Source organism: Acinetobacter rudis (genome assembly GCF_000829675.1).
Classification (GTDB): domain Bacteria; phylum Pseudomonadota; class Gammaproteobacteria; order Pseudomonadales; family Moraxellaceae; genus Acinetobacter; species Acinetobacter rudis.
Genome location: NZ_BBRX01000023.1, coordinates 53,812 through 76,290, shown reverse-complemented (window position 1 = coordinate 76,290; position 22,479 = coordinate 53,812). Strand labels below are relative to the sequence as shown.

The following is a 22,479-nucleotide window of genomic DNA, read 5'->3' as shown; positions in this document are numbered from 1 at the left end:
TTACTCCTTAGGTAATGGACCAGACATGGTGGAATGGCGTGAGTCACCCAGTACCGAAATCAACAACATCGTTGCACCAACCACAGTGAAATATACACCTAGGTCAAATGCAGCAGCAGAAGCCAAATGCATGGTACTAAATAACGGTGGATCGACATAAATGTGCGCACTGGTCAGGAATGGTCGTCCCCAGAACCATGAGGCGATCCCTGTACCACCTGCAATTAATAGTCCCATACCAATCCATGATTCATAGAGTCGACCAGAATTGGCTTTTAATAGTTGTTCTGCACGATCTTGACCTAGTGCAATATATTGGATAATTAATGCCATTGCGGTAACTAGACCCGCAACGAAGCCACCACCTGGTGCATTGTGACCACGAAGGAATATGTACAAGCTGACCATGAGGGCTAACGGTAATATCCAAGATGCCGTCATACGGAACATCAATGGGGATGGGTTGAAACGATAGGTAAGACCTGGAGTGATGGCTGTACCATGGATACGCATACCATCCATCATACACATTGCACCGACTGCGGCGATGCCAAGTACAGTAATCTCACCAAAGGTATCGAAGCCACGGAAATCGACTAAAATCACGTTGACGATGTTACTACCGCCACCAAGAGGCAGGGATTGTTGAACAAAGAACCAAGAAATAGAGTCGTGGTCACGGGTCAAGATCATCCAAGTGATCCAGCCGATACCCAGACCTGCTAAGATCGCAATACTGGCATCACTCCAACGACGAGTACGTTGTGATTCATAAGGTGTAAGCTGTGGTAATAGCGATAAGCTCATTAATAACAAGACAGTTGTTACAACATCAACACTGATCTGGGTAAGTGCCAAGTCTGGTGCTGACATGGTTAAAAAGGCCATAGTAACGACTAAGCCAATTGCACCACTGATCAGGACAGCTTTGATGCGTTCATGATGGAACCAAAGCAACATCCAACATGCAGAGAACAATAACAACCAGAGAACAATTGCGACCCAAGATGCTTGGGTTAGCTCACGTCCACCTGCGCTGATCCCTTGATTAAATAAGGGTGCTGCAACAATGGCAATACTGAAAATAATAATCCAGAAAAAGTAGTTTTGTAATGAACCTGACTCAGTGAACTTTTTCAGCTTCAGGGCAGAGCGAGACAGCTGTTGAAGGATCGCTTCAAAAATCAATTTGCCTTGTAAAGGACCGAGTTTCGGGTCGAGATCAATACGACGGATACGGCCATCGCGCGCCAAGACAAAATAAAACAGTACACCACCGGCTAAAGCAATCAAGCTCATTAACAGGGGCAAGTTAAATCCGTGCCATATCGCCAAATGTACACCAGCAAAATCGGCTTGTTGAGTGCTGGCCAGCGTAGCTGCATTGACGATAGGTTCAACCATAAGAGCAGGCAAAATACCCACTAAAATACATAAGGTTGCCAGTAGTAAAGCGGGTGCGCGCATCCCAAATGCTGGTTCGTGAGCAGCTTTATTTGGAACATGTTTACCCACTTCACCATCAAAAAATACGCCGTGAACTAAACGAGTTGAATAGGCCACTGCAAAAAGACCAGCCAAGGTTGCAACAACAGCAGCCAAGACGACAGTTGGACCTGAAAGACTCGATAACAGTTCAGTAAAGAACATTTCTTTAGAGATAAAACCATTGGTCAGAGGAACACCGGCCATACTGGCTGCGGTGATCATGGTTAAGGTGCCTGTGAAGGGCAGCAGTTGCCAGATACCACTGAGTTTTCTGAGATCACGGGTTTGAGTTTCATGATCAATGATTCCCGCGATCATAAACAAGGCTGCTTTAAAAGTAGCATGGTTGATGATGTGGAAAATCGCTGCGGCGACTGCAAGTGGTGAACCGATTCCTAATAGGCAGACAATTAAACCCAAGTGACTGATCGTTGAATAGGCTAATAGTCCTTTTAGATCTTCTTTGAAAATCGCAAAGAATGCTGCCATGCAAAGCGTCAGTAAACCAATGCTGGTCACGATGTTGTGATAAAGTGCGGCCCCAGCAAAGATTGGCAATAAACGCGCTAATAAGAATATTCCTGCTTTGACCATTGTTGCAGAATGCAGATAGGCTGAAACAGGTGTCGGTGCCGCCATGGCATTGGGTAGCCAAAAATGGAAAGGAAACTGAGCACTTTTGGTGAATGCACCGAGTAGAACCAATAAAAGAATAGGAACAAATAGAGGATCTTGTTGGATCTGTGGTGCTAAAGTTAAAATTTGGTCTATCTGATAGGTGCCTGTAATCTGCCCCAGTAAAATAAAGGCCCCCAGCATGGCTAAACCGCCCATGCCTGTAATGGTCAGCGCCATCCTTGAACCTTGTTGGGCAGCATCATAATTGCTCCAGTATCCGACCAACAAGAAGGACGAAATACTGGTGAGTTCCCAAAATACCAATAAAATAATTAAGTTATTTGACAAAGAGATGCCGAGCATGGCGGCCATAAACAGCATCAGTAATAGATAAAGTTTACTCAGTGAGTTTTTAGGACTCAGGTAGTAGTAGGCATAAATATAAATTAATGTACCAATACCTGTGATTAATAGGGCAAAAACTAAGCCTAAAGCATCGAGCCTAAAACTAAGATCAATACCAACCTGACTAAACCAAGGCCAACTTTGACTTAAGCTATTGCCTTGAAAAACTGATTTCGCTTGGCTAAGTAATAATAAAAACGAACTGAGACTTACGCCAACTGCCGCTATAGCCATTACCCCACGTGAAGCGTTCTTTAGCCACGAGACTAAGGTTGTACCGAGTATTAACGGTAACAAGATAATAATGGGTAGCACACTCGTATCCAATGTCGTGTATAGGCCGAAACCTAGAATGAATGTTAATTTTCGATTGTAAGAGGAGCTCAATGAGAGGTCCAAAAAATTGCTGCTGAAAAAGAATCATTTTCTACAGCAAAATAACAAGTTGTGTTGCGCGACTTGTAAAAAAACAAATAAACAAATCCACCCCCATAGAGAATGAATTAGGTAACCAAATCTTATTACAGGGGGAAAACAACATCAAATGTTTTTGCGCACGGTTTTAAATTATATGCCGATAATGTGGGGTATCTAGCAAAACAACCTTAATTTGTACAAAATACCAACTAATAAGTGCTTATTTCTGTAGAACAATCATCATCAGATTGTAATAGACGTTGTAATTCAGCTTGTTCTTGATGGTTTAATTTTTGAATTTGCTCAAAGATGGCTTGTGCTTTGGAATATTCCAGCGGGTCTTTCAACTGTTCGATGTTAGCACTGCTGTCTAATTGCATCATTTGATCATAAGTATGTTGATGTTGTAGCAGAATTTGTTGTCGCTGAATTTCATTTAGACCATGTTGGTTTAAATTGAAATATTGAAAATGTGCGGCATTGTCCAATATGGCAGGTTGCTGCGCACTGACGATAATTTGTAATTGAAGAAAGGTTAAATGTAGGCGGTCAAGGATCACTGAACATAATTCAGGGTCAAGTTCAGCATCTATTTGATCTATGAGTAAAATACCTTCACCCTCCTGACAAGGAGTAATACTCATTGGGTTGAGTAAACAAAGACGTCGTACAACATCACCAATCAATGCAATCCAGATTTTTAAACTGCTCGATAATTGCAGATAATTAAGAGTGTGTTGTTGATAACAAACCATTAATTGTAGTTTGGGATGATATTCCAGATAAATATCTGTGAGTTCAGGGAAAATCTGATTTAAGGCATTTTTTAAAATAAATAAGCCAGAACTATGCTGTTGTGATTTGAGTTGCATCAGCTTCTGTTCAAGCTGTGTTTCAGAGTGTCCACCAGTTTGCGGCATATTCAGCAGCTGCTGTAATAGATAGGTACTTTGCGCATTCTCTATATCTGAGCTTTCACGTAACCATTCAAAAAAACGGGTAAAAGTCGTGTAGGGGATGGAGGCGAGCTCATAGGCTGAATGTGTTTGCCAAATGTTGGGATTGTTTTTATTCAATAAGTTGATGTCATGAATAAAACGTTCACTCGGATAATAAGCAATCAGTGGCATGCCCTGTAAAGGGTCTTGTTTTAGGCTGTGATGGTAGAGTGTAACGCATTGTTCTAATTGAGCACACTCAACTTTACTGATGCCAAGCCCATCTTGGCGTAATACTTTAAATAGCTGCCACTGACATTGATTGAGTGGATGTGACTGTGCATGACTCGATTCGGGGAGTTTGCCAATTTCATTGGGTATTTCAATGCAAATATCAATTTTAGAGTAGGTTGCATTACTACGAATATCTTGGTCCGGCATAACAATGCCTGGCGTGCGTAGGTCTTTAAAACGGGCAGGAAACCAACTTAGCGCATGATAAATATTTTTAAGAATTGCCGTCTTTCCACTGGCTTGAGTGCCTAAGATCGCAGTAATAGCGTGCTGATCATATTGAAAATCAATTTTAATATCTTGAAAGCAATAAGTTTGTTTTAACTGTATGCTGTTGAGCTTCATAAATTCACCTTATGAGAGCCACAGCTAACTTATTTTATTTAGGCTGTGACTTTATTTTTTAAACGATCAGATGCCGCTTTGACTTTAAGTTGTTGTACTAAATCATAAATATGGTGGATGTTTAAGCTGGCTTTGGCACGAGTACAGGCCACATATAACAGCCTAAGTTCTTCATCACTAATTTTATGTTCTAAACCATTAATTTTAAATTGGTAATCATCTTCCAAATGAACACGATTCCACTCGAGTCCCTTGGCTTTATGTGCAGTTGAAATGACGTAGTCAGCTTCAGTGATGGGAGTAATTTTAGCGAGGGCCTTTTTCAATGGATCAGTACCATGTTCATCGACTAACTTTACCAAAGGTTTGATATCACTACCATCATTTGTTTCGCAATATTCATGCACGTCATGCCAAGAATTAAACCAAGCCAATTCAGGAACATCGATCACTCGTTTGCCTTGTTTTAATAAACTGGCTGCATCGACAAAGCGATTGAGCTTGGCATGATCGGCCTGCAAACTGACCTTATCCCCTTGAACCAGTCCAGAAAGCAGAAGCTCCATTGCCCGAGCATTGGTCCTGCATAGGATTGCATCACGCATTTTAGTATGTGGCTTGTTGACCACGCGTGATTTAAGCTCAGGGTTGCCTAATAATGGCACACTTTCATCAAGTGCAGTTAAAAGGAGATTGGCAACATCGGCAATGTCTTCACCAAAACGAAAAGATGTGGTGAGACGTGACTCTGGTAAGGGCAGTTGTTGCATGGCATTAACCGCTCCGCGCCATGCGTAAATTTGCTGATGTGCATCACCAACATAGATCACTTGAGTATTACGTTGACGTAATAAAATTCCAAGCATTAAAGGATCAGCATCTTGCGCTTCGTCGAATAACACAAAGTCAGCAGGAATATTCGGATCAGAGAGTGCCCAGAGCTTTAAGTAGACATCATGCCCGATGCCTGCTTGATGTTGTGAATCAGTTGATTCTAACCAACGTCGCTCGACAGCAGGGTATAAGTACTGTTGTAAGACTGCAATATCATCGGCATGTAACCATGAGGGTGCTTGAATATGTCTAGGTGCAGGGTACTGAGAGCTGGTTGAGCAGAAATAGCTCACTGCATTGGCCACCAGACTTGCCAAGCGACTTGGCATCAGTACAAATTTCTCATAACGTCCACCCATGAGGCGACGCAATGTAATGGGTTCAAGTCGGTAGGCTTTGGCCATAAAACTTGGACTTAGACGAGGAAGACGAAGCTTGTCAGTAATCCCACGTGGAACACTTCGATACGCTAGAGAGTGAAATGTACGACAGTCCACATTGCGATGAAACTTTTGTTGGGCTTCTGTGGCTATGGCTTTGTTAAAGGCCAAATACATCCCGCGACGTTGAGGCATGGCCGCACTGACCATTTGCAAAGTCGTCGTTTTACCCGTACCTGCATAGGCAATCACTTTAAAGGATTGTCCTTGTTGCGCTTGGTTAATTGCAAGTGCTTGTTCGGCTGTGGGATGTAAGAGATCAGAAGCAGTCATGATATTGGTGTCGTTATAGGCGCATCGAGTATAGCAAAGATTGGCTAAAGAAGCTGAAGCCTGAGCAAGTCTTTATCTGAAACCCGATGGGCAAGATATAAGCAAGTTATTGAGAGAAAATAAGTTGTGATTTAAAGAGTAAATTTTAGTATGCGCTGAAATTGTCTTTAAATTGAAGGATTGCTGCAATTGAAATGTCATCTAAATTTCTTAGATTGCATTCTATCTTTAAGTATTTCTTTCCGTTAGGCAAAATTATGACTCAACCAGCCAACCAACATACGCGCCGTGAAGTGATTAAATGGTTAGCCAGTATTCCTTTTTTACCACTTGGGGTAATGGCAACGTCTGCAGCTCTAACTGGCTGTGGTGATGATAAAGACTCAAGTGTAGTCGCACCGCCAATTAAGCCTGCAAAATTAAAATCAGCAAACTTTATTCCAATGGATGCACCAACACTGGCAAAGCCTGAAGCAATGGCAATGACTGCTGTAACATCTGCTCTGGCTTTGACTTGGGATGATAATAGTACAACTAAATTCGAACTAGCACATAAAACCTTCTTTAAAACAGGTGAGTTAGTTAATGACCATAAGGGTGCTAAGGTACTCGCTGGTGGTTATTTTGATATTCGTAATCAACCTATTTTTGATAAATCTGTAGCAGGTAAAGAGCGTCATTTCTTCTCTGACTGTCCAGACGGTAGCTCAATGCTCACAGTGAAGGATGCGAAAGTTGCTGGTGTTAAAGGTAATCCAGTCTTTGCTGTAGTACAGTTTGAGTATGCTACGCGTGATCAGGGTGGCAATGACATGTATGGTAAATTGCCATCACCGATCGCCATTTTAAGCTTAGATCAAGATCCTAAAACCGGTCATTTAGACTTGGTAAAATACCACAACGTTGATACATCTAAGGTCAATGGACTATGGATTACATGTGGTGCGAGTCTATCGCCGTGGGGTACTCATTTATCGAGTGAAGAGTACGAGCCTGATGCTTTTGACCAAGATATTGGTACAGGTTTAAAGTTACTCAAGGCATTTAGTAAAAACCTATACGGTGACGAGAACAAAGCAAATCCATATAACTATGGACATATGCCAGAAGTTATTGTCAATAAAGATGGTACAGGCAGTATTATCAAGCACTACTGTATGGGACGTATTTCACACGAGCTCATTCAGGTCATGCCAGACCAACGTACAGCATTGATGGGTGATGACTATACCAATGGTGGTCTATTCATGTTTGTTGCTGATAAAGAGAAAGACTTATCAGCAGGTAATCTGTATGTTGCGAAATACACGACTAAACTAGATGAAATTTCAACTGCGACAATGAAGTGGATTCATTTAGGTCATGCAACAAGTAAAGAGATTGAAGACCTCGTTAAAAATGGTATTAAACCTGAAGACATCATGGAAAGTACGACTGTTAATCCTAATGATGCCAGCTTTACTGAGATTGTTTTAAATAAAATCAAACTCTGGGTAAAAGTAAAACCGGGTATGGAAAAAGCAGCAGCATTCTTAGAAACTCATCGTTATGCTGCACTTAAAGGTGCAAGTATGGCCTTTACCAAAATGGAAGGCACAACGGTCAATATCAAAGACAAAGTTGCTTATTCTGCTTTGGCCAATATTCAAGATTCAATGGTTAAAAATGGTAAGGGGTGGGTTGAAGCGCACAATGTTGCTTTTGCTAACACCATTAAAGCAGGCGGGATCATGGCACATGATCTAAAAGGTGGCATATTTGACGATAAAAACTCAGCAATTCGTAGTGAGTGGGTTCCATATCAATCAAATATGTTGTTGATGGGTCAAGATATTCCGGCTGAGACTGATCCGCTGAATATTGGTAACACGGCGCATCCAGACAAAATTGCCAGCGCAGACAACTTAAAGTTCTCTGAAACATTGCGTACCCTATTTATTGGTGAGGACAGTGGTAACCACGTCAATAACTACTTATGGGCTTATAACGTAGACAGTAAAAAACTAGATCGTTTATTGTCTTGTCCAGCAGGGGCAGAGTCTACAGGCTTACATGCAGTTGACTCGATCAATGGTTGGACCTATATCATGAGTAACTTCCAGCATCCAGGTGATTGGACTGGTTTACATAACAAGGTACAAGATAAACTTGATCCACTCATCCGCTCAAACTTTAATGATCGTTTCGCGGCTGAAGTGGGTTATTTGACTGCTGAACCTATCGCACCATCGCTTGAACATAAAGCAACTAAGTAATATTTTTAGAATAAAGAATCCCCCTGTTTGAGTGTTCATCAGGGGGATTTTTCAATTTGAAATAACTCGATAAAAGCATGAAGTAAAGCTGAAGGATGGTGTGGTTGCCATAACATAGAAATATTTTGACTCAATGCTGGGATTGCAGACGTATAGAGCTGACGCCGTCGTGCTTCTATTAAATATGTGGACGGAATAATACTAAAACCTACACCCTGTTGTATGGCATCTAAAATATGACCATAGCACTGCAGTTGACAGTGGCGTTGATATTCAATGTGTTGTTGTTCTAACCAGTCATGTTGGAGTGCTTGTTGTTGATTGGATTGCTGACAGCTCAATAAAGTATCAGTGTAAGCATGCTGTTGTGGCTCGATAAGCTGTTCTGTTCGACTGACGAAGTAGTATGTTTCAGTGGCGATTTTTTGCGAGACTAAGGTGTTTTGTTGGATGGGATGATCGATAACGATGAGATCAACTTCGGCATTTTGTAATTTATTGAGTAGGTCCTCAGTACTGGCGCTAAGAAGATGTATTTGTGCAGTTGTTTGTTGCTGCAAAAAAGTGAGACTTTGCGGTTGAATATAGTGTTCGAACAGTGTGCTCAACCCACCAATTTTTAATGTCCCTATAGGGTGTGGTTGGCGAAATAGATTTTGACATTGTCGAGTTTGTTCGAGAATCGCCTTGGCCTTGAAATAAAATGCTCGACCTTCGGGGGTAATATTGAGTTTACGATGTTCACGAAAAAATAAGGCAACATTTAAACTTTGCTCTAAATCTTTAATACGTGAAGTAATATTAGATGGTACACAGTACATCTTCTCGGCAGCAGCATAGATTGTGCCTTCTTCAACTAAAGCACAGAAGATAGCGAGCTGGGAAAATTTTAAAGCCATAATACTGTTGCAGCCTATACCTGAAGCAAGGCCTCAATCTAGCTTGAACCGTCTGTGTGGCACTGTTAGTTTTTAGCTCGAATTGGCGTGGTTTTTGAAAATCTTGTAGAGGAATAGCTTGTGGCGTGTCATTCACGTTAAAGCTGTATGTCACATCGTTATCAGACGATGGCTAATTGAGTGTGCTCTTATCTAGAATGATAAAACAATCAATTCGTTAAATTATAAATTAAGCTGTGGCTTTTGCTTAACCAGATACTCAAGTCAGACAGAACTCGCTGTGAATACTCAGAAACGATGGCAACTAGAACGTTGCATTAGGGAAGTCTCACCTCTGAAGAATAACTTTAAGCAGAGGTGAGAAAAACTTGAATTTAGTGGCTACGGTTAGCTTTTTCAATCAGACCTGAGAGGCCTTGACGACGTGCTAATTCGTCTAAAATAATTTGTGGTTCAAGATCAAAATAACCCATCATCACAATGCAGTGGAACCAAAGATCTGCGATTTCATAAATCAAATCATTTTTGTGGTCAGCATTTTTTTCATGTTGGTATTCTTTTGCCGCCAAAATGAGTTCTACGCTTTCTTCACCGACCTTTTCAAGGATTTTATTTAAGCCTTTGTGATAAAGCTTGGCCACATAAGATGAGTCTGGATTAGCTTGCTTACGTTCGCTCATCATTTTGCCTAAGTAGTCGAGAACTTCAACAGCTTCGGCTTTAGTCGTTGAGCTTTGCATTGCAAGCGTATGGGGATTTGTTGATTTCTCAGCATATATTTGTTCAGGATCTTTAATTTGAGCATCGACAATCTCCCAACCCTGTGGGGTGAGCTTGCGATAGAAACATGAGTGACGACCTGTATGACAGGCAATACCACCATGTTGTTCAACCTGTAATACGATTACGTCTGCATCACAGTCTAGACGAATTTCATGAACTGTTTGGAAGTGACCAGATTCTTCACCTTTATGCCATAGCTTCGAGCGTGAACGGGAAAAATAGACCGCTTGATTTTTTTCAGCTGTGAGCTGTAATGCTTCACGGTTCATCCAAGCGACCATCAGAACTCGCCCAGTATGATGCTCTTGAGCAATTGCAGGGATTAAACCTTGTGAGTTAAATTTTACTTCATCAAGCCATTGCAGATTGTTCATAGAAATGTCACCAAAAAAATTGATAAAAAGCGGTATCCGATTACACCAGTGTTCAAGTGTAAGGCAAAGTGTTGTATTTACCCAACCAATTTTGCGTGGAACTTAAAGCGCTTGCAACCGTTCAGCAAATTTTTGTTGATGTTGTAGTTGTAAAAACTCATCACCCATACGTTGGCTTTCAGCAATACATTGTTTCCATAACTGAATACGTTTCTGCCTTGTCAGCCCTTTTTGAGTAAAGTCTTTACGGTCTGGTAGACGTCCAAGTGGTAATTGTTTGAGATATTCAGCTGATGGTGAAAGTAATAATGTGCGCGCATGGTGATTTGGGTTGGCCTGTCGTGATTTCCACATTTTATCGAACCAACCGGGCACAATTTGAGTGCTAAAGTGTGGATAGAGCACAATGCCTTGGCTATGAAAGTCTAGATCGAGATGGTAGTCAATCAGCCCACCATCGCGATAACTGCCTGCTGGTGCGCCAGGAATATGACGGACCGCATTCATAACCCCAGGGATTGATGCAGAAGCCATTAACCATGCTTGCAAATTGTCATGATTGAGTGTCTGGTAGTGGGTTTCAAAATCATCAGGTGTAAGCCTAAATTGTTGCTCATGTGCAGGCTGACTAATAACGCGTTGCATAAAGTGTTGGCAATGTTTACGTGCGACAGCATTGCTACCGACAATTCCCGCAATTGAAGTGAGCAGGGCAAGATTTTGATCACTTTGAAAGAGGTGACGGGCTTTGGCTGAAATTACCGTAAGATGATAATCTGGATGCTGTAAGAGTTGATCGGCACGGTCTGCAAGCAAGTCAGTCAGCATTTGCGCACAAATTTGACTGATTTCCTGACGTTTGGCTTTGACTGGGAAATCTAGGTGGGTATAGAGTTCAGCGAGACGTTCAGTCCCTTCTTGCGCTCCCCAAGCCAATATACTTGCAAAGCGCCAACTGCCAATCGATGAACCAATTAGAGTACGACGGCGCGGACTTTGGGGTAAAAAATCTGTGAAAATAGCACGATCCAAGCCCTGTAGCCCTAAGCCTTTAGGACCGCCCGCAGCACCAGGGATGACATCAACGTGTTCAGCGTATAAACCATTTTGTTGAATGAGACGTGCTGCTGTTGAACCGGCACGGATGTCCAGAGCTGGTGGGGATTTTTGCAAGATTTGGAACATGATACATCACTTTAAAAAGAATCCGTATGCATGTTAACAAAGCACTTTATGCTCACAATGGCGAAAAACAACGCTGGGTGACTGAACAGTCAAATCTTTATAAATGAATGTTTTAAATCCATTTTTTCCATCTAAAGTAAACAATAGGGCCAACAAAAAAGATCACCAAAATCGAGATGACGACCATAAAGCTGGTTGCACCATGGGCAAAAGGCAAAATCTCAGTGTTCATACCATAGATACTGGCAACCAGCATCGGCGGGGCTAACATACTCGGTAAAATGGAGAAGCGACGAATCGTATCATTCTGTTCGGTATTAATAAATCCAGAGGTGGTGTCGAGCAAGAAGCGTACTTTTTGAAATAAGAAAGCGTCATGTTCAACTAAAGAGCGTACATCCTCACTCAATTCTCGAATATCCGCATCATAGATATGACTACCCAGCGCACGTGGGCGAGATAAAAAGGTGAGCACCCGACGTAGATCGATCAGACAGAGCTGTGCTTTACCTAACATATCTTCTTTTTGTGCTAAACGGGTAATCATGTCGTCTAAGTCTAAGATTTGCTCACGATGACGGTTGTTCAATACTTCGGTGGAGTAGATTTCTAAATCTTTGTGAATGTCTTCTAAAATATCTGATAATTCATCTAATTTGGCTTCAAGTAAACCTAAAAGCAACCAGACAGGATCTTTATAATCCATATCATAATCATTGCGTCGAGTACGGGCACGAAATGCACGGAAGGCTACAAGTTTTTCACCTCTTAAGGTAAACAAACGATCCTTATGTAAGATAAATGCAACTGTTTGCACTGTAGCTAACATATTGCTATGGTCTTCACTATCGGTATCAACTTGATAGTTTTTATTTTTCGTTAGAAAATACGTGCTGATATGCAAAATACCATCATCATCACGATAAAAACGTGCTGAGGATGAAATATCTTCAAGGGATTTGAGCGTTGGCAAATTTTGTTGATAAGCATCTAAGACCCATTGTTGTTCTTCTTGTGTAGGCGCAATTAAGTCCACCCATACTAATTCTGGGTGTAAGTCAAAGCCGCCATTTATGGTGGCATCTACTAGACTACCGCGTTCAGTGGCATAAAAGGCTTCGAGCATAGTGGCTTCTCTCCCCAGCGCAGTATTGGTTCTTAATGGGACGAGTGTATTTTAGACAAGGAATTGCCTAAAAGCACAAATTGTATCGTTAAATGATTAAAAAATTTGCATGCTTGATAATTTTTCAACATAACATCTCGAAAAGGTAGTGATTTATGAAGTCTATTGCAGTTTACTGCGGCTCTTCTTTTGGTTCAGCAACTGAGTTTACTGTACAAGCAAGACAAACTGGTGAAATGATCGCAAAGCAAGGTAAAACCTTAGTTTATGGTGGTGGTCGTTCAGGTTTGATGGGAGTGGTTGCTGATAGTGCCTTAGCTGCTGGTGGTCAAGTGATTGGTGTTATTCCCAAACATTTGGTAGATGCTGAGCTGGCTCATCCAGATTTGACTGAACTTTATGTGGTGGATGATATGCATCAGCGTAAAACAAAAATGTCTGAGCTATCTGATGGTTTTATCGCTATGCCAGGTGGTGCAGGAACTTTAGAAGAGATATTTGAGCAATGGACTTGGGCACAACTTGGAATTCATTTAAAACCATGTGCTTTTTTAAACGTTGATGGTTTTTATGATGATTTAATTCGTTTCATTCAACTGACAGCTGAGAAAGAGTTTACTAAACAGCGGTTTGTAGATCATTTGATTTGTGCTGAGCACGTAGAAGATATCTTATCTGCATTTGATCGTTTTGTTGCACCTGAGCCAAAATGGGGACAACAAGAACGCCCACAATATTCGACGGCGAACTGATGAAGACAATTACTGTTGCAGCAGCAGTCATTAGTAATGCTGTTGGGCAATTACTTTTGGTGCGCAAACATAAAACACAATACTTTATGCAAGTTGGTGGCAAATTAGAGCTTGGCGAGTCTTCGCAGCAAACAATGCTGCGCGAGATTGCAGAAGAGATTGGAGTGCAGGCTGAAATTGAACAATTTATTGGTCGCTTTGAAACACCAGCTGCCAATGAGGCCGATCATCTGCTAGTCAGTTATCTTTATCAAGTCCGTTTGATGGGCACACCAAAGATTGCCGCTGAAATTGCTGAAATGCAGTGGATAGATTTAGATGAGCAAGAGCTTCCTTTAGCTCCCTTGACCAAACAGATCGTAATCCCTTGGTATCGTCAACACACACAGACCGTGTAGCATCTTTTGATGCCAAGGATAGATGTCTAAGTCGATGTACAGTTAAAGCTTTAGGGTTTAACCGTACATCGACTTAGCGTATTTTAGGACTCGCAACAGCGATGCAGGCCAATTCAATTTGAGTGCAGCCTAAGCGTTGCAGTGCCTGCTGCATGGCCGCAAAGGAACTTCCGGTGGTCACCACATCATCTAAAACCAGTACACGTTGATAGCGTCGATATTCACTGGCCTTAATTTGAAACTGCTTGTCGATTGCTTGCAATCGTTCTAGGCGGGATAAACCTTTTTGTGAATGTTGTGCTGTTCGAATGACCGGTTGCCACAGTGCAAGCTGATGTTGGGCTGCGATAGATTGAGCAATAATTTGCATTTGATTGTAGCCACGTTGTACTAAGCGTTGTCGTGAAATAGGCATGGCAACGACTGCATCGACTTGAGGCAAAGCCAAGTGAAGTAAACAGTGTTTCAATACAGTTTGATAGTGTAGCTGCTGTTCATATTTGTATTGATGAATAATACGATCAATCGGAAAACGATAACAACACGCCGCTAAAATACGACAATGTCGTCGCTGTATATATTGATTAAACCACGGTAAGTCATGCCAACAGTCATGGCAAAGAGAGTGAGCTTGTTGCGGGTCTAGTCCGCAAAGTTGACAAGGCATCAACCCTTTAAATTTGCTGATGAGATGATTGAGAGATTTTGCGAGCATTTTTATATCTCAAATGTCTTTTTATTTTTGATTTGTTTGATGGGTAGGCGCCGAATAAACTTAAATTATGCTGCGCTATTGCTAGCGCTAAAACTGTTCTGTTTATGTCAAATAAGACTAAAGGAATATTTTTGATGCCAAGAGTTAAAAGCAACTTTAAAAAAATGCAGCGCAAAAAAAGGTTTGTTAGTTTAATATCCATAATCTACTTATGAATGCCAGATCGATCAAGACAACTAGAGTATGCAGAGAACAATATTTAAATCGTTAGTGATCATATGCTTATATACATTGACTCAATACAGTATCGCTGCTCCAGATTGGGAAGTAGTTGAACTCCAGCATAAAGCACGTAAAGGCAGTCTGTCGGCACAGTTTGATTTAGCTGGACGTTATTACACGGGTAATGGTGTAAAGCAGAACTATACGCAGGCACTGAAGTGGTTTGAAAAGGCTGCAGTAAAGGATGATGCGATAGCTTTATTGAACCTTGGACTGATGTATCAGCAAGGTCAAGGTGCTGCTGTGGATTATGTTAAGGCTCGATATTACTTACAAAAGTCTGTGGATCAAGGCGAACGTGAAGCAATGCGCGCTTTGGCCTATCTGTATGAGGAAGGCATGGGGGGTGGTAAAGACATTCCTAAAGCAATTTCCTTACTAGAAAAATCTGCAGAATTGGGCTCCAATGATGCACGTCTAAAGCTCGGTTTTCTTTATGATCAGGGGCGAGAGGTCAAGCAGGATTATCAAAAGGCCTTTTATTGGTATAAGCAAGCTGCCGAAAATGGTGAAGCTATAGCTAAGTATAATCTTGGTGTGATGTATCAAGATGGCATGGGTCTAGAAAAAAATCCTGAAATTTCTAATCAATGGTATCTGGCAGCTGCAAAACAAGGAAATAAAGATGCCCAGTTAAACCTCGGTCTAAATGCTTGTTATGGCAAAAATGGCTTTAGTCCCAATCGAGCTAAAGCTCAACAGTGGTTGCAGCAAGCGGCAGATCAGGGCGATTCTGATGCACAAAAACTGGTCAAAGAATTACAGCGCAATATCAAGTTATGTACTGATCAGCCCTAAGCCATGACATAGCCTTAAATTACTGAGCTAAAGAGCAATATCATTATGCAATATAACAAACTTGTTCCTGAATTGATTGTGAGTGATCTGGTTGCTAGTCGACGTTTTTGGATCGATTATCTGGGGTTTGATTTAAGTTATGAGCGAGTGGAAGAGGGGTTTGTCTATCTGGATTTAGCCGGTGTACAGTTTATGCTAGAGCAAGTTCAGGAAGATCAATGGGTGACGGCTGAGTTGAGTGTACCTTTTGGACGAGGGATTAATTTTCAAATGGAAGTGACAGCTTTAGCACCTATACTGTCACGTTTGGCACAAGCCAATTGGCCTTTATTTGCAGAGCCTGAAGAGCGTTGGTATCGTGCGGACCATATCGAACATGGTCAACGACAGTTTCTGGTTCAAGATCCTGATGGTTACTTATTACGCTTGGTCGAAGTACTGGGTGAGCGGCCGATTTCTGCTTCACCTTCTCCCTAATAAGAGAAGGAATAAAGCAATTAAACATAAGCATAACGTGGGGCTTGAGGCAGCCAACGTTGTAGTAGCGCTTCAACCTGATCAGGGTGTTCAGCTAAGATTTTGCCTGCAACTTGATGTGCTTGATCAAGCAGGTGCTGATCACGTTCAAGCTTCGCAACTCTAAACCCTAAATCCCCAGTTTGCTTGGTTCCAAGTAATTCACCCGGCCCTCGAATCTCTAGATCTTTTTCTGCAATTACAAAACCGTCATTACTTTCGCGCAAAATGCGTAAGCGTTCTTGGCCATTCTGCGATAAAGGATGTTTGTAGAGTAGAGCGCAGAAGCTGGCCTGCGCACCTCGTCCAACACGGCCACGTAATTGGTGGAGCTGTGATAGACCGAGGCGCTCTGCATTTTCAATTACCATAATAGAAGCATTAGGAACATCTACACCCACTTCGATCACAGTGGTTGCAATCAACAGCTGAAGTTGATTGTCTTTAAACTGTTGCATGACATTTTGTTTATCATCCGCTTTCATTTTGCCATGGACTAAGCCAATTTTTAACTCAGGAAAACGCGTTTGAATATCTTGAAAAGTGGCCTCAGCGGCTTGAGCATCTAAGGTTTCGGATTGTTCAACCAAGGTGCAAACCCAATAAGCTTGTTTACCTTCGCTACAGTTAGTGGCGATACGTGCCAATACCTCTTCACGACGATCTAAAGGAATCGTTACGGTTTGAATCGGTGTACGACCCGGTGGCAACTCATCAATGACGGAAGTATCTAAGTCACCATAAGCAGACATAGCCAACGTTCGAGGAATTGGGGTTGCAGTCATGACAAGCTGATGTGGCGTGGTGTTGTCCTGTCCTTTGTTACGCAGTGCCAAACGTTGATCTACACCAAAGCGATGTTGTTCATCAATGATGACCAGTCCTAACTTGCGAAACTCAACATGTTCTTGGAAGAGGGCATGTGTACCGACAACAAGTTGTGCATCACCTGTTTTAATTTGTGTTTCTGCTTCAGCGCGTTGTTTTGCTTTTTGCTTCCCAGCTAACCAAACAACATTTAGCCCTAAGGGTTCAAACCACTTTTTAAAATTAAGATAATGCTGCTCAGCTAAAATCTCAGTAGGCGCCATCAAAGCCACTTGCCAATTTTCCTCTAAAGCATGACAAGCCGCGACTCCAGCGACTAAAGTTTTTCCAGCACCAACATCACCTTGTACCAAACGTAACATCGGTTTGTTTTGTGAAAGATCATGTGCAATCTCTTGACTGACTCGCTTTTGAGCTCCAGTCATTTCAAAAGGTAAGCTTTTTAATAATTGTCGACTAAATTTTTTACTAGGTGCAAAAGCAGGTGCTTGAATATGTTGAATATAAGCACGACGTGTCAAAAGGCTGAGTTGGTGAGCAACAAGTTCTTCAAAGATTAAACGTTGTTGAGCAGGGTGTACTGCTTGTGCCAGTTGTAACATATTGGCATCAACAGGGGGGTGATGAATATAGTGCAGAGCTTGTTTGAGCGCATATCCATTGCAATAACGCTGTGGTAATAACTCATCAAGTTCATGGCTATATTGTTCGAGTGCTTGGTCGATATAACTTCGCAGTTTCGGTTGTGTTAAACCTTCTGTACAAGGGTAAATTGCCGTGAGCTGCGTATCTGGCAAGGGCGTATGTGCAGTTATGAGTTGTATTTCTGGATGATACATTTCTAAACCACGCGCACCAACACGAACCTCTCCAAATACGCGCAAACGATTACCTACTTTTGCGCGCTCAGTGAGTGCTTGATAGACATGATAAAAACGTAAAGTGATGCTACCAAATTCGTCTTGTAGCGCAACTGCCATCGACTTACGTTTTCCTGGTGGAAAGTCTGTAGATTTAACAATCCCTTCAAGCAGATAACTACGACCAACTTGAAGCTGGTTCATGGCAATAATCGTGCTACGATCTTCGTAGTCACGGGGTAGATGAAACAGTAAGTCATCTGTGTTAAATATATGCAGCTTTTCAAGTAAAGCTGCAGAGGCTGAACCAACGCCTTTTAATTGATGGACTGCTGCCATGTCCTCTCATCTTCGTATGTCATTTAGGGAATGCAATGCATATATTATTTATCGGTTATGGTAAAACATCACAACGCGTTGCCAAACATCTTATTAGGCAAGGCCATCAAATTAGCACAATCAGCCGTAGCCCGAAAGCTGAAGATACAGCAAATCATCTGATTCAAGATGTCCATTCACTTGATTTAACCGAACTTTCACCCATAGATGCAGTTTATGTATTACTGACCCCAGCCGATTCAAGTGCAGAGGCCTATCAGCACTGCTTTGTTGAGAGTGTTGAACCTATCGTCACTGCATTGGCATCACACCCAGTACAACGAGTCATTGTCGTTTCATCTACACGCGTATATGGTGAAAATCAGGGCGGGATGATCGATGATGATACGATTGCTGTGCCTATAGACCAGCAAGGGCAAATTTTACTGAACATGGAGCAAGCTTGGCAGCGGGCTTACCCAGAGCGAAGCATTATTGTTCGTCCGAGTGGGATCTACGGAAGCTCTATTCAACGTATGCTGAAACTGGCCGAGACGACCCAACATTATCCCAATATTCATTGGTCAAACCGAATTCATATTGAAGATTTAGCTGCATTTCTTGCGTATTTACTTCACGTGGAACCCTTTGCAGCAAGTTATATTGCCTCTAATCAGCAGCCCATGCCATTACATCAAATCATTCAATGGTTTCAACAACAATTGGCACAACCACTGCTGGTCTTAGACAGCGAGATCTATAGTGGTAAAAAGATCTATGCGACACGGTTACGTGACCTAGGTTTTAAACTTGAGCATAACGATTGTTTTGCTGACTATCAGGCAGCAATTGCGCTGTAGATCATCTATTGATAAACATGAGCGCAAAAAGTACTCATGTTTATCAAAGAATTATGGGTGAGACTCAGTGCATCACAAGTTGTTTTTTTAATGAATTAAATATCTATTTTCTTAAATAAAAAGAAAGGGATATGACGAATTATTAGCATAATCAACCTCCATTTGCTAGGGGTGTAAAGTATTGGTTTTCCCACTTCAATGGCTTCAATAATGTCTTTGGCCACATCTTCGACTGGAGCGAGTTGAGCAGTATGGGCAAGTTCAGCGGTCATTGCTGTAGCAGTGGGGCCGGGTTTAATTAAAATCGCTTGTACTACGCTGTGTGATAACGCGAGGCGATGTTGTAGGCCTTGCATATACTTGTCGATCATTGCCTTTGCTGCACCGTAAATATAATTAGAGCGACGACCTCGGTCACCTGCAACTGAACCAATGACAGCCAGTTTGCCATGATTGTTTTCAATCATATGTTTGGCAATCGTCTCAGCAAAGAGTAATGGTGAAATCGCATTAATCTGCATTGCTTGTTGGCATAGCTTGAGATCTGTCTGGCATTGTTCTTGGTTGGGGAGTACGCCGTGAGCGATAAGTGCAATATCAATGATGCTGTGCTGGTAGAGCGTATTGATATATTGCTCAATAGCATGGGCATCTAAAAAGTCGAGTGTTTTAAGCTGTAATTCTGCTTTGGGGTATCTGACTTTGAGATCTTGACACAGACGTTGTAGTTTCTCTGGATTACGTCCACACAAAATGATTTCACAATCGTATTGTTTTAACCATTGCCGAGCACAATGTTCCGCGATTGTAGATGTGCCGCCTACAATTAATATTTTTAACTTTTGTGACATTTAACTACCTAATAAACGACGAGACATTTCTGAACTCATGCCTGGATCTCTATATTTTAAAAACTCATGAAAGCGTGGGTAACCTGATTCAAATAAAGCACGAGGCATGCGCGTGTCTTTGGCGAGATAAAGTCGGCCTTGAGCTTCTGTAACGATGTGATCAAGTTCATTGAAAAGTTTTAAAGTTTTTGTACCCCGATTGGGAAAATCTAGCGCTAAGGTCACACCAGCACGTGGAAAACTGAGTAATCCTCCAGATTCGTGTTCACCAAATATTTTGAGCACTGCTAAAAATGAACCTTCACCTGATTTTTTGATTACTTTTAACATTTCATGGGTTGCTTCTTTAGCGACTTCACGCGGGACGACACTTTGGTATTGGTAGAACCCTTTTTTCCCATAGATTTTATTCCATTGCTGTATGGCATCTAGCGGGTAGAAAAATTTTTCATAATGAATGAATTTAGGCTGACGCTTGAGAGCGTTGGCATAAAAATAAGCAAAATTGAATACCGGTAAACTCAACCGATTGACCATAGAAAATGCAGGGGTTATTGGAAAGCTACGATCTTGAATGATTGGTATGCGTTTATGCTGCGGATTCTTTAAGTTGCCACGTATAAACAGACCATGAGCATCTTTTCCACGTATACAGTCAATCCAAGAGACATTGTGTTCCCAAGCAGCTTCTGAGGTATCAGATAAGGCAAAGAAGTCGTCTAAATGATTATAGGGAATTGTTTCAGCATGGACCCAAGGGCCTTCTACAGCACGAAGTTGGATGATTGCTTCAACTATAATGCCTGTTAAACCAATCCCTCCCAATGTTGCAAAGAACCACTCAGCATTGTTGGTTCTGGAACATTCAATTGTTTCTCCAGTAGTACGCACGATTTTAATCGAAATGAGATGGTCGCCAAATGAACCATAGCGATGATGATTTTTTCCATGCACATCATTTGCAATTGCACCGCCTACAGTAATCATTTGAGTTCCGGGGCTAACCGGAAGCATCCAGCCTTGAGGGATTAAACAGCGATGAATTTCTTGCAAGCTCACACCTGCCTCACAATGTAATATGCCAGTAGATGAATCAAAAGAAATTAGATGATCTAAATGAGTTGTTAACCATAAGGTACGATCTCTATTTAATGCGACATCACCATAACTACGACCCATACCATGTGAAATACCTAGATTTAAATTTGAGCTTATTTGATTAATAACGCTGTTTGGTGTGCTAAGTTGAATTATATTATGTTTATGATTTGTTAATCTTCCCCATGATTGAATTTTATTCATATAAATAAACCGATTGAAAAACAAATAATTTATCTAGAAAGTATTTTAAAATATAGCCAATTATTAAACCAATTATGCCTCCTAAATATCGCATTGCATCACTTTGATATATAATGTGGAAACCAAGCTCGAAACTTAAGAATATAAGTGTAGTAAGTATTCCCATGATTAAGTACAGTATAAATGTTCGGGTTTCATGTTTTAAGTTTTTAGTTTGGTATTTAAAAATAAACTTTTTATCTAACAGGTATTTAATTATAAGACCTGTGGCGGTTCCCATAATAATTGAGATCTGAATGTGGAGTAATCCAGTATAAAAGTAAATAGAAACAACCTGTGTAAATATATTTGTGATTGTGGCTACTAGGGCAAATAACCCGTAGCATGTCGCAATTTTAATTGAATTAATCATTTTGTAGTTTAAGAGTTTTATGAAACGGATACATAATATAGTACAGAAAAGTTCTTTTCTAGTAGAGCTTAATGGATTAACAAAACTAGTAAGAATGAAGCAATGGGTGAAGAATTTTTTTGTTTTAGCGCCATTAGTTTTCTCTAATCAGTTTTTAAATATTAATGCTGTTATTTCTGCATTATTTGCATTTTTATTATTTTGTTTGGCAGCTTCTGCTGTATATATTGTTAATGATCTCAAAGATATTGAAAAAGATAGAGCTCATCCACAAAAATCTATACATCGTCCACTTGCTTCGGGTATGGTCAGCCCAATGAGTGCAGTTGTATTATTAGTTTTGATTTATATGCTATTGGCTTTGGCATGGTTTTATTTTCCTAAAATTATTTATGTGATTTTTTTATATTTATTACTAAATTTTGCTTATACCTTTAAATTGAAGCATGAGCCTGTCATTGAAATATTTGTCATTGCACTCGGATTTGTACTGCGTGTTTATGCTGGTGCTGTTGCCTTGAGTGTGCCAGTGTCACATTGGATGTTTATTACAACTTTAAGTATCTCTTTGTATTTAGCATCGATTAAACGCCGTCAAGAACTGGTGGGAAGTGGGGTTAAGGGGCGTGGTGTACTTGAGTATTATTCCGTCTCATTAATCGATCGCTTTGCAGAAATGTCTGCGATTAGCTCAATTGTGTTCTACAGCCTTTATGTGATGCAAGTTCAACCCAAATTAATTATGAGCATACCTTTCGTTATGTTCGGCCTATTTCGCTATTGGTTTATCGTTGAAACCTTAAAAGGTGGAGAGTCTCCAACAGATGTGCTTTTACAGGATTGGCAAATTATCCTGACTGTCCTTCTGTGGGTTGGCATTTGCGCTTGGGTTTTATTGGATATTTAATTTTTT

General features: G+C 41.1%; 19 protein-coding genes. 7 read left to right on the top strand and 12 right to left on the bottom strand.

Going from position 1 to position 22,479, the window contains the following annotated elements; translation table 11 throughout:
* The 3 genes from Aru01_RS06480 to Aru01_RS06470 all read right to left on the bottom strand — a co-directional run bounded on the left by Aru01_RS06480 (nucleotide 1) and on the right by Aru01_RS06470 (nucleotide 6,052).
* Nucleotides 1-2,838, bottom strand: coding sequence for a monovalent cation/H+ antiporter subunit A (locus tag Aru01_RS06480; RefSeq protein WP_040330970.1), 2,838 nt, complete (start codon nucleotides 2,836-2,838; stop codon nucleotides 1-3).
* A gap of 299 nt (nucleotides 2,839-3,137) precedes the next feature.
* On the bottom strand, nucleotides 3,138-4,505 hold the full coding sequence (locus Aru01_RS06475; RefSeq protein ID WP_016654844.1) for an AAA family ATPase: 1,368 nt from the start codon (nucleotides 4,503-4,505) through the stop codon (nucleotides 3,138-3,140).
* Nucleotides 4,506-4,543: 38 nt separating this feature from the next.
* Complete coding sequence (locus Aru01_RS06470) at nucleotides 4,544-6,052, bottom strand: UvrD-helicase domain-containing protein (protein WP_016654845.1); 1,509 nt, start codon at nucleotides 6,050-6,052, stop codon at nucleotides 4,544-4,546.
* 257 nt (nucleotides 6,053-6,309) lie between these two features.
* On the opposite strand from Aru01_RS06470, the gene Aru01_RS06465 reads away from it, so the two are divergent.
* A complete protein-coding gene (locus Aru01_RS06465; RefSeq protein ID WP_016654846.1) occupies nucleotides 6,310-8,307 on the top strand; it encodes a PhoX family protein in 1,998 nt (665 codons plus the stop codon).
* A gap of 38 nt (nucleotides 8,308-8,345) precedes the next feature.
* Here the strand turns inward: Aru01_RS06465 and Aru01_RS06460 are convergent, their stop codons facing one another.
* From Aru01_RS06460 to Aru01_RS06445, 4 genes are all read right to left on the bottom strand, one after another.
* Complete coding sequence (locus tag Aru01_RS06460; RefSeq protein WP_016654847.1) at nucleotides 8,346-9,206, bottom strand: LysR family transcriptional regulator; 861 nt, start codon at nucleotides 9,204-9,206, stop codon at nucleotides 8,346-8,348.
* A gap of 374 nt (nucleotides 9,207-9,580) precedes the next feature.
* Nucleotides 9,581-10,363, bottom strand: a complete 783-nt coding sequence (gene hisIE / locus Aru01_RS06455; protein WP_016654848.1) for a bifunctional phosphoribosyl-AMP cyclohydrolase/phosphoribosyl-ATP diphosphatase HisIE — start codon at nucleotides 10,361-10,363, stop codon at nucleotides 9,581-9,583.
* 102 nt (nucleotides 10,364-10,465) lie between these two features.
* Nucleotides 10,466-11,548, bottom strand: coding sequence for a patatin-like phospholipase domain-containing protein (locus tag Aru01_RS06450; protein ID WP_016654849.1), 1,083 nt, complete (start codon nucleotides 11,546-11,548; stop codon nucleotides 10,466-10,468).
* A gap of 112 nt (nucleotides 11,549-11,660) precedes the next feature.
* On the bottom strand, nucleotides 11,661-12,674 hold the full coding sequence (locus Aru01_RS06445) for a CorA family divalent cation transporter (protein WP_016654850.1): 1,014 nt from the start codon (nucleotides 12,672-12,674) through the stop codon (nucleotides 11,661-11,663).
* 155 nt (nucleotides 12,675-12,829) lie between these two features.
* Between Aru01_RS06445 and Aru01_RS06440 the strand changes: the two genes are divergently transcribed.
* Complete coding sequence (locus Aru01_RS06440) at nucleotides 12,830-13,426, top strand: LOG family protein (protein ID WP_016654851.1); 597 nt, start codon at nucleotides 12,830-12,832, stop codon at nucleotides 13,424-13,426.
* Nucleotides 13,426-13,824, top strand: a complete 399-nt coding sequence (locus Aru01_RS06435) for an NUDIX hydrolase (RefSeq protein WP_040330971.1) — start codon at nucleotides 13,426-13,428, stop codon at nucleotides 13,822-13,824. Before Aru01_RS06440 ends, Aru01_RS06435 begins: the two co-directional genes overlap by 1 nt.
* A 73-nt stretch (nucleotides 13,825-13,897) precedes the next feature.
* Here Aru01_RS06435 and Aru01_RS06430 read toward each other — a convergent pair whose 3' ends face one another.
* Complete coding sequence (locus Aru01_RS06430) at nucleotides 13,898-14,539, bottom strand: ComF family protein (RefSeq protein ID WP_016654853.1); 642 nt, start codon at nucleotides 14,537-14,539, stop codon at nucleotides 13,898-13,900.
* Nucleotides 14,540-14,782: 243 nt separating this feature from the next.
* Here Aru01_RS06430 and Aru01_RS06425 point away from each other — a divergent pair, with 243 nt between their 5' ends.
* Complete coding sequence (locus tag Aru01_RS06425) at nucleotides 14,783-15,619, top strand: tetratricopeptide repeat protein (protein ID WP_016654854.1); 837 nt, start codon at nucleotides 14,783-14,785, stop codon at nucleotides 15,617-15,619.
* Between the two features lie 45 nt (nucleotides 15,620-15,664).
* Entirely contained in the window at nucleotides 15,665-16,096 is a 432-nt protein-coding gene (locus Aru01_RS06420; protein WP_016654855.1) for a bleomycin resistance protein, read from the top strand.
* Between the two features lie 20 nt (nucleotides 16,097-16,116).
* On the opposite strand, the gene recG is transcribed toward Aru01_RS06420, so the two are convergent.
* Entirely contained in the window at nucleotides 16,117-18,162 is a 2,046-nt protein-coding gene (gene recG, locus Aru01_RS06415; protein ID WP_016654856.1) for an ATP-dependent DNA helicase RecG, read from the bottom strand.
* A gap of 35 nt (nucleotides 18,163-18,197) precedes the next feature.
* Between recG and Aru01_RS06410 the strand changes: the two genes are divergently transcribed.
* Entirely contained in the window at nucleotides 18,198-19,001 is an 804-nt protein-coding gene (locus tag Aru01_RS06410) for an NAD-dependent epimerase/dehydratase family protein (RefSeq protein ID WP_016654857.1), read from the top strand.
* Between the two features lie 95 nt (nucleotides 19,002-19,096).
* Here the strand turns inward: Aru01_RS06410 and Aru01_RS06405 are convergent, their stop codons facing one another.
* The 3 genes from Aru01_RS06405 to Aru01_RS06395 are packed head-to-tail and all read right to left on the bottom strand — an operon-like array spanning nucleotide 19,097 to nucleotide 21,566.
* A complete protein-coding gene (locus Aru01_RS06405) occupies nucleotides 19,097-19,852 on the bottom strand; it encodes an SDR family NAD(P)-dependent oxidoreductase (protein WP_016654858.1) in 756 nt (251 codons plus the stop codon).
* The gene (locus Aru01_RS06400) at nucleotides 19,853-21,154 is read right to left on the bottom strand and encodes an FAD-binding oxidoreductase (protein ID WP_016654859.1); all 1,302 of its coding nucleotides are present in this window, start codon (nucleotides 21,152-21,154) and stop codon (nucleotides 19,853-19,855) included.
* A complete protein-coding gene (locus Aru01_RS06395; RefSeq protein ID WP_016654860.1) occupies nucleotides 21,147-21,566 on the bottom strand; it encodes a GtrA family protein in 420 nt (139 codons plus the stop codon). The genes Aru01_RS06400 and Aru01_RS06395 overlap by 8 nt, the downstream gene beginning before the upstream one ends.
* A gap of 19 nt (nucleotides 21,567-21,585) precedes the next feature.
* Here Aru01_RS06395 and Aru01_RS06390 point away from each other — a divergent pair, with 19 nt between their 5' ends.
* Complete coding sequence (locus Aru01_RS06390; RefSeq protein ID WP_016654861.1) at nucleotides 21,586-22,473, top strand: decaprenyl-phosphate phosphoribosyltransferase; 888 nt, start codon at nucleotides 21,586-21,588, stop codon at nucleotides 22,471-22,473.
* Nucleotides 22,474-22,479: the final 6 nt, after the last annotated feature.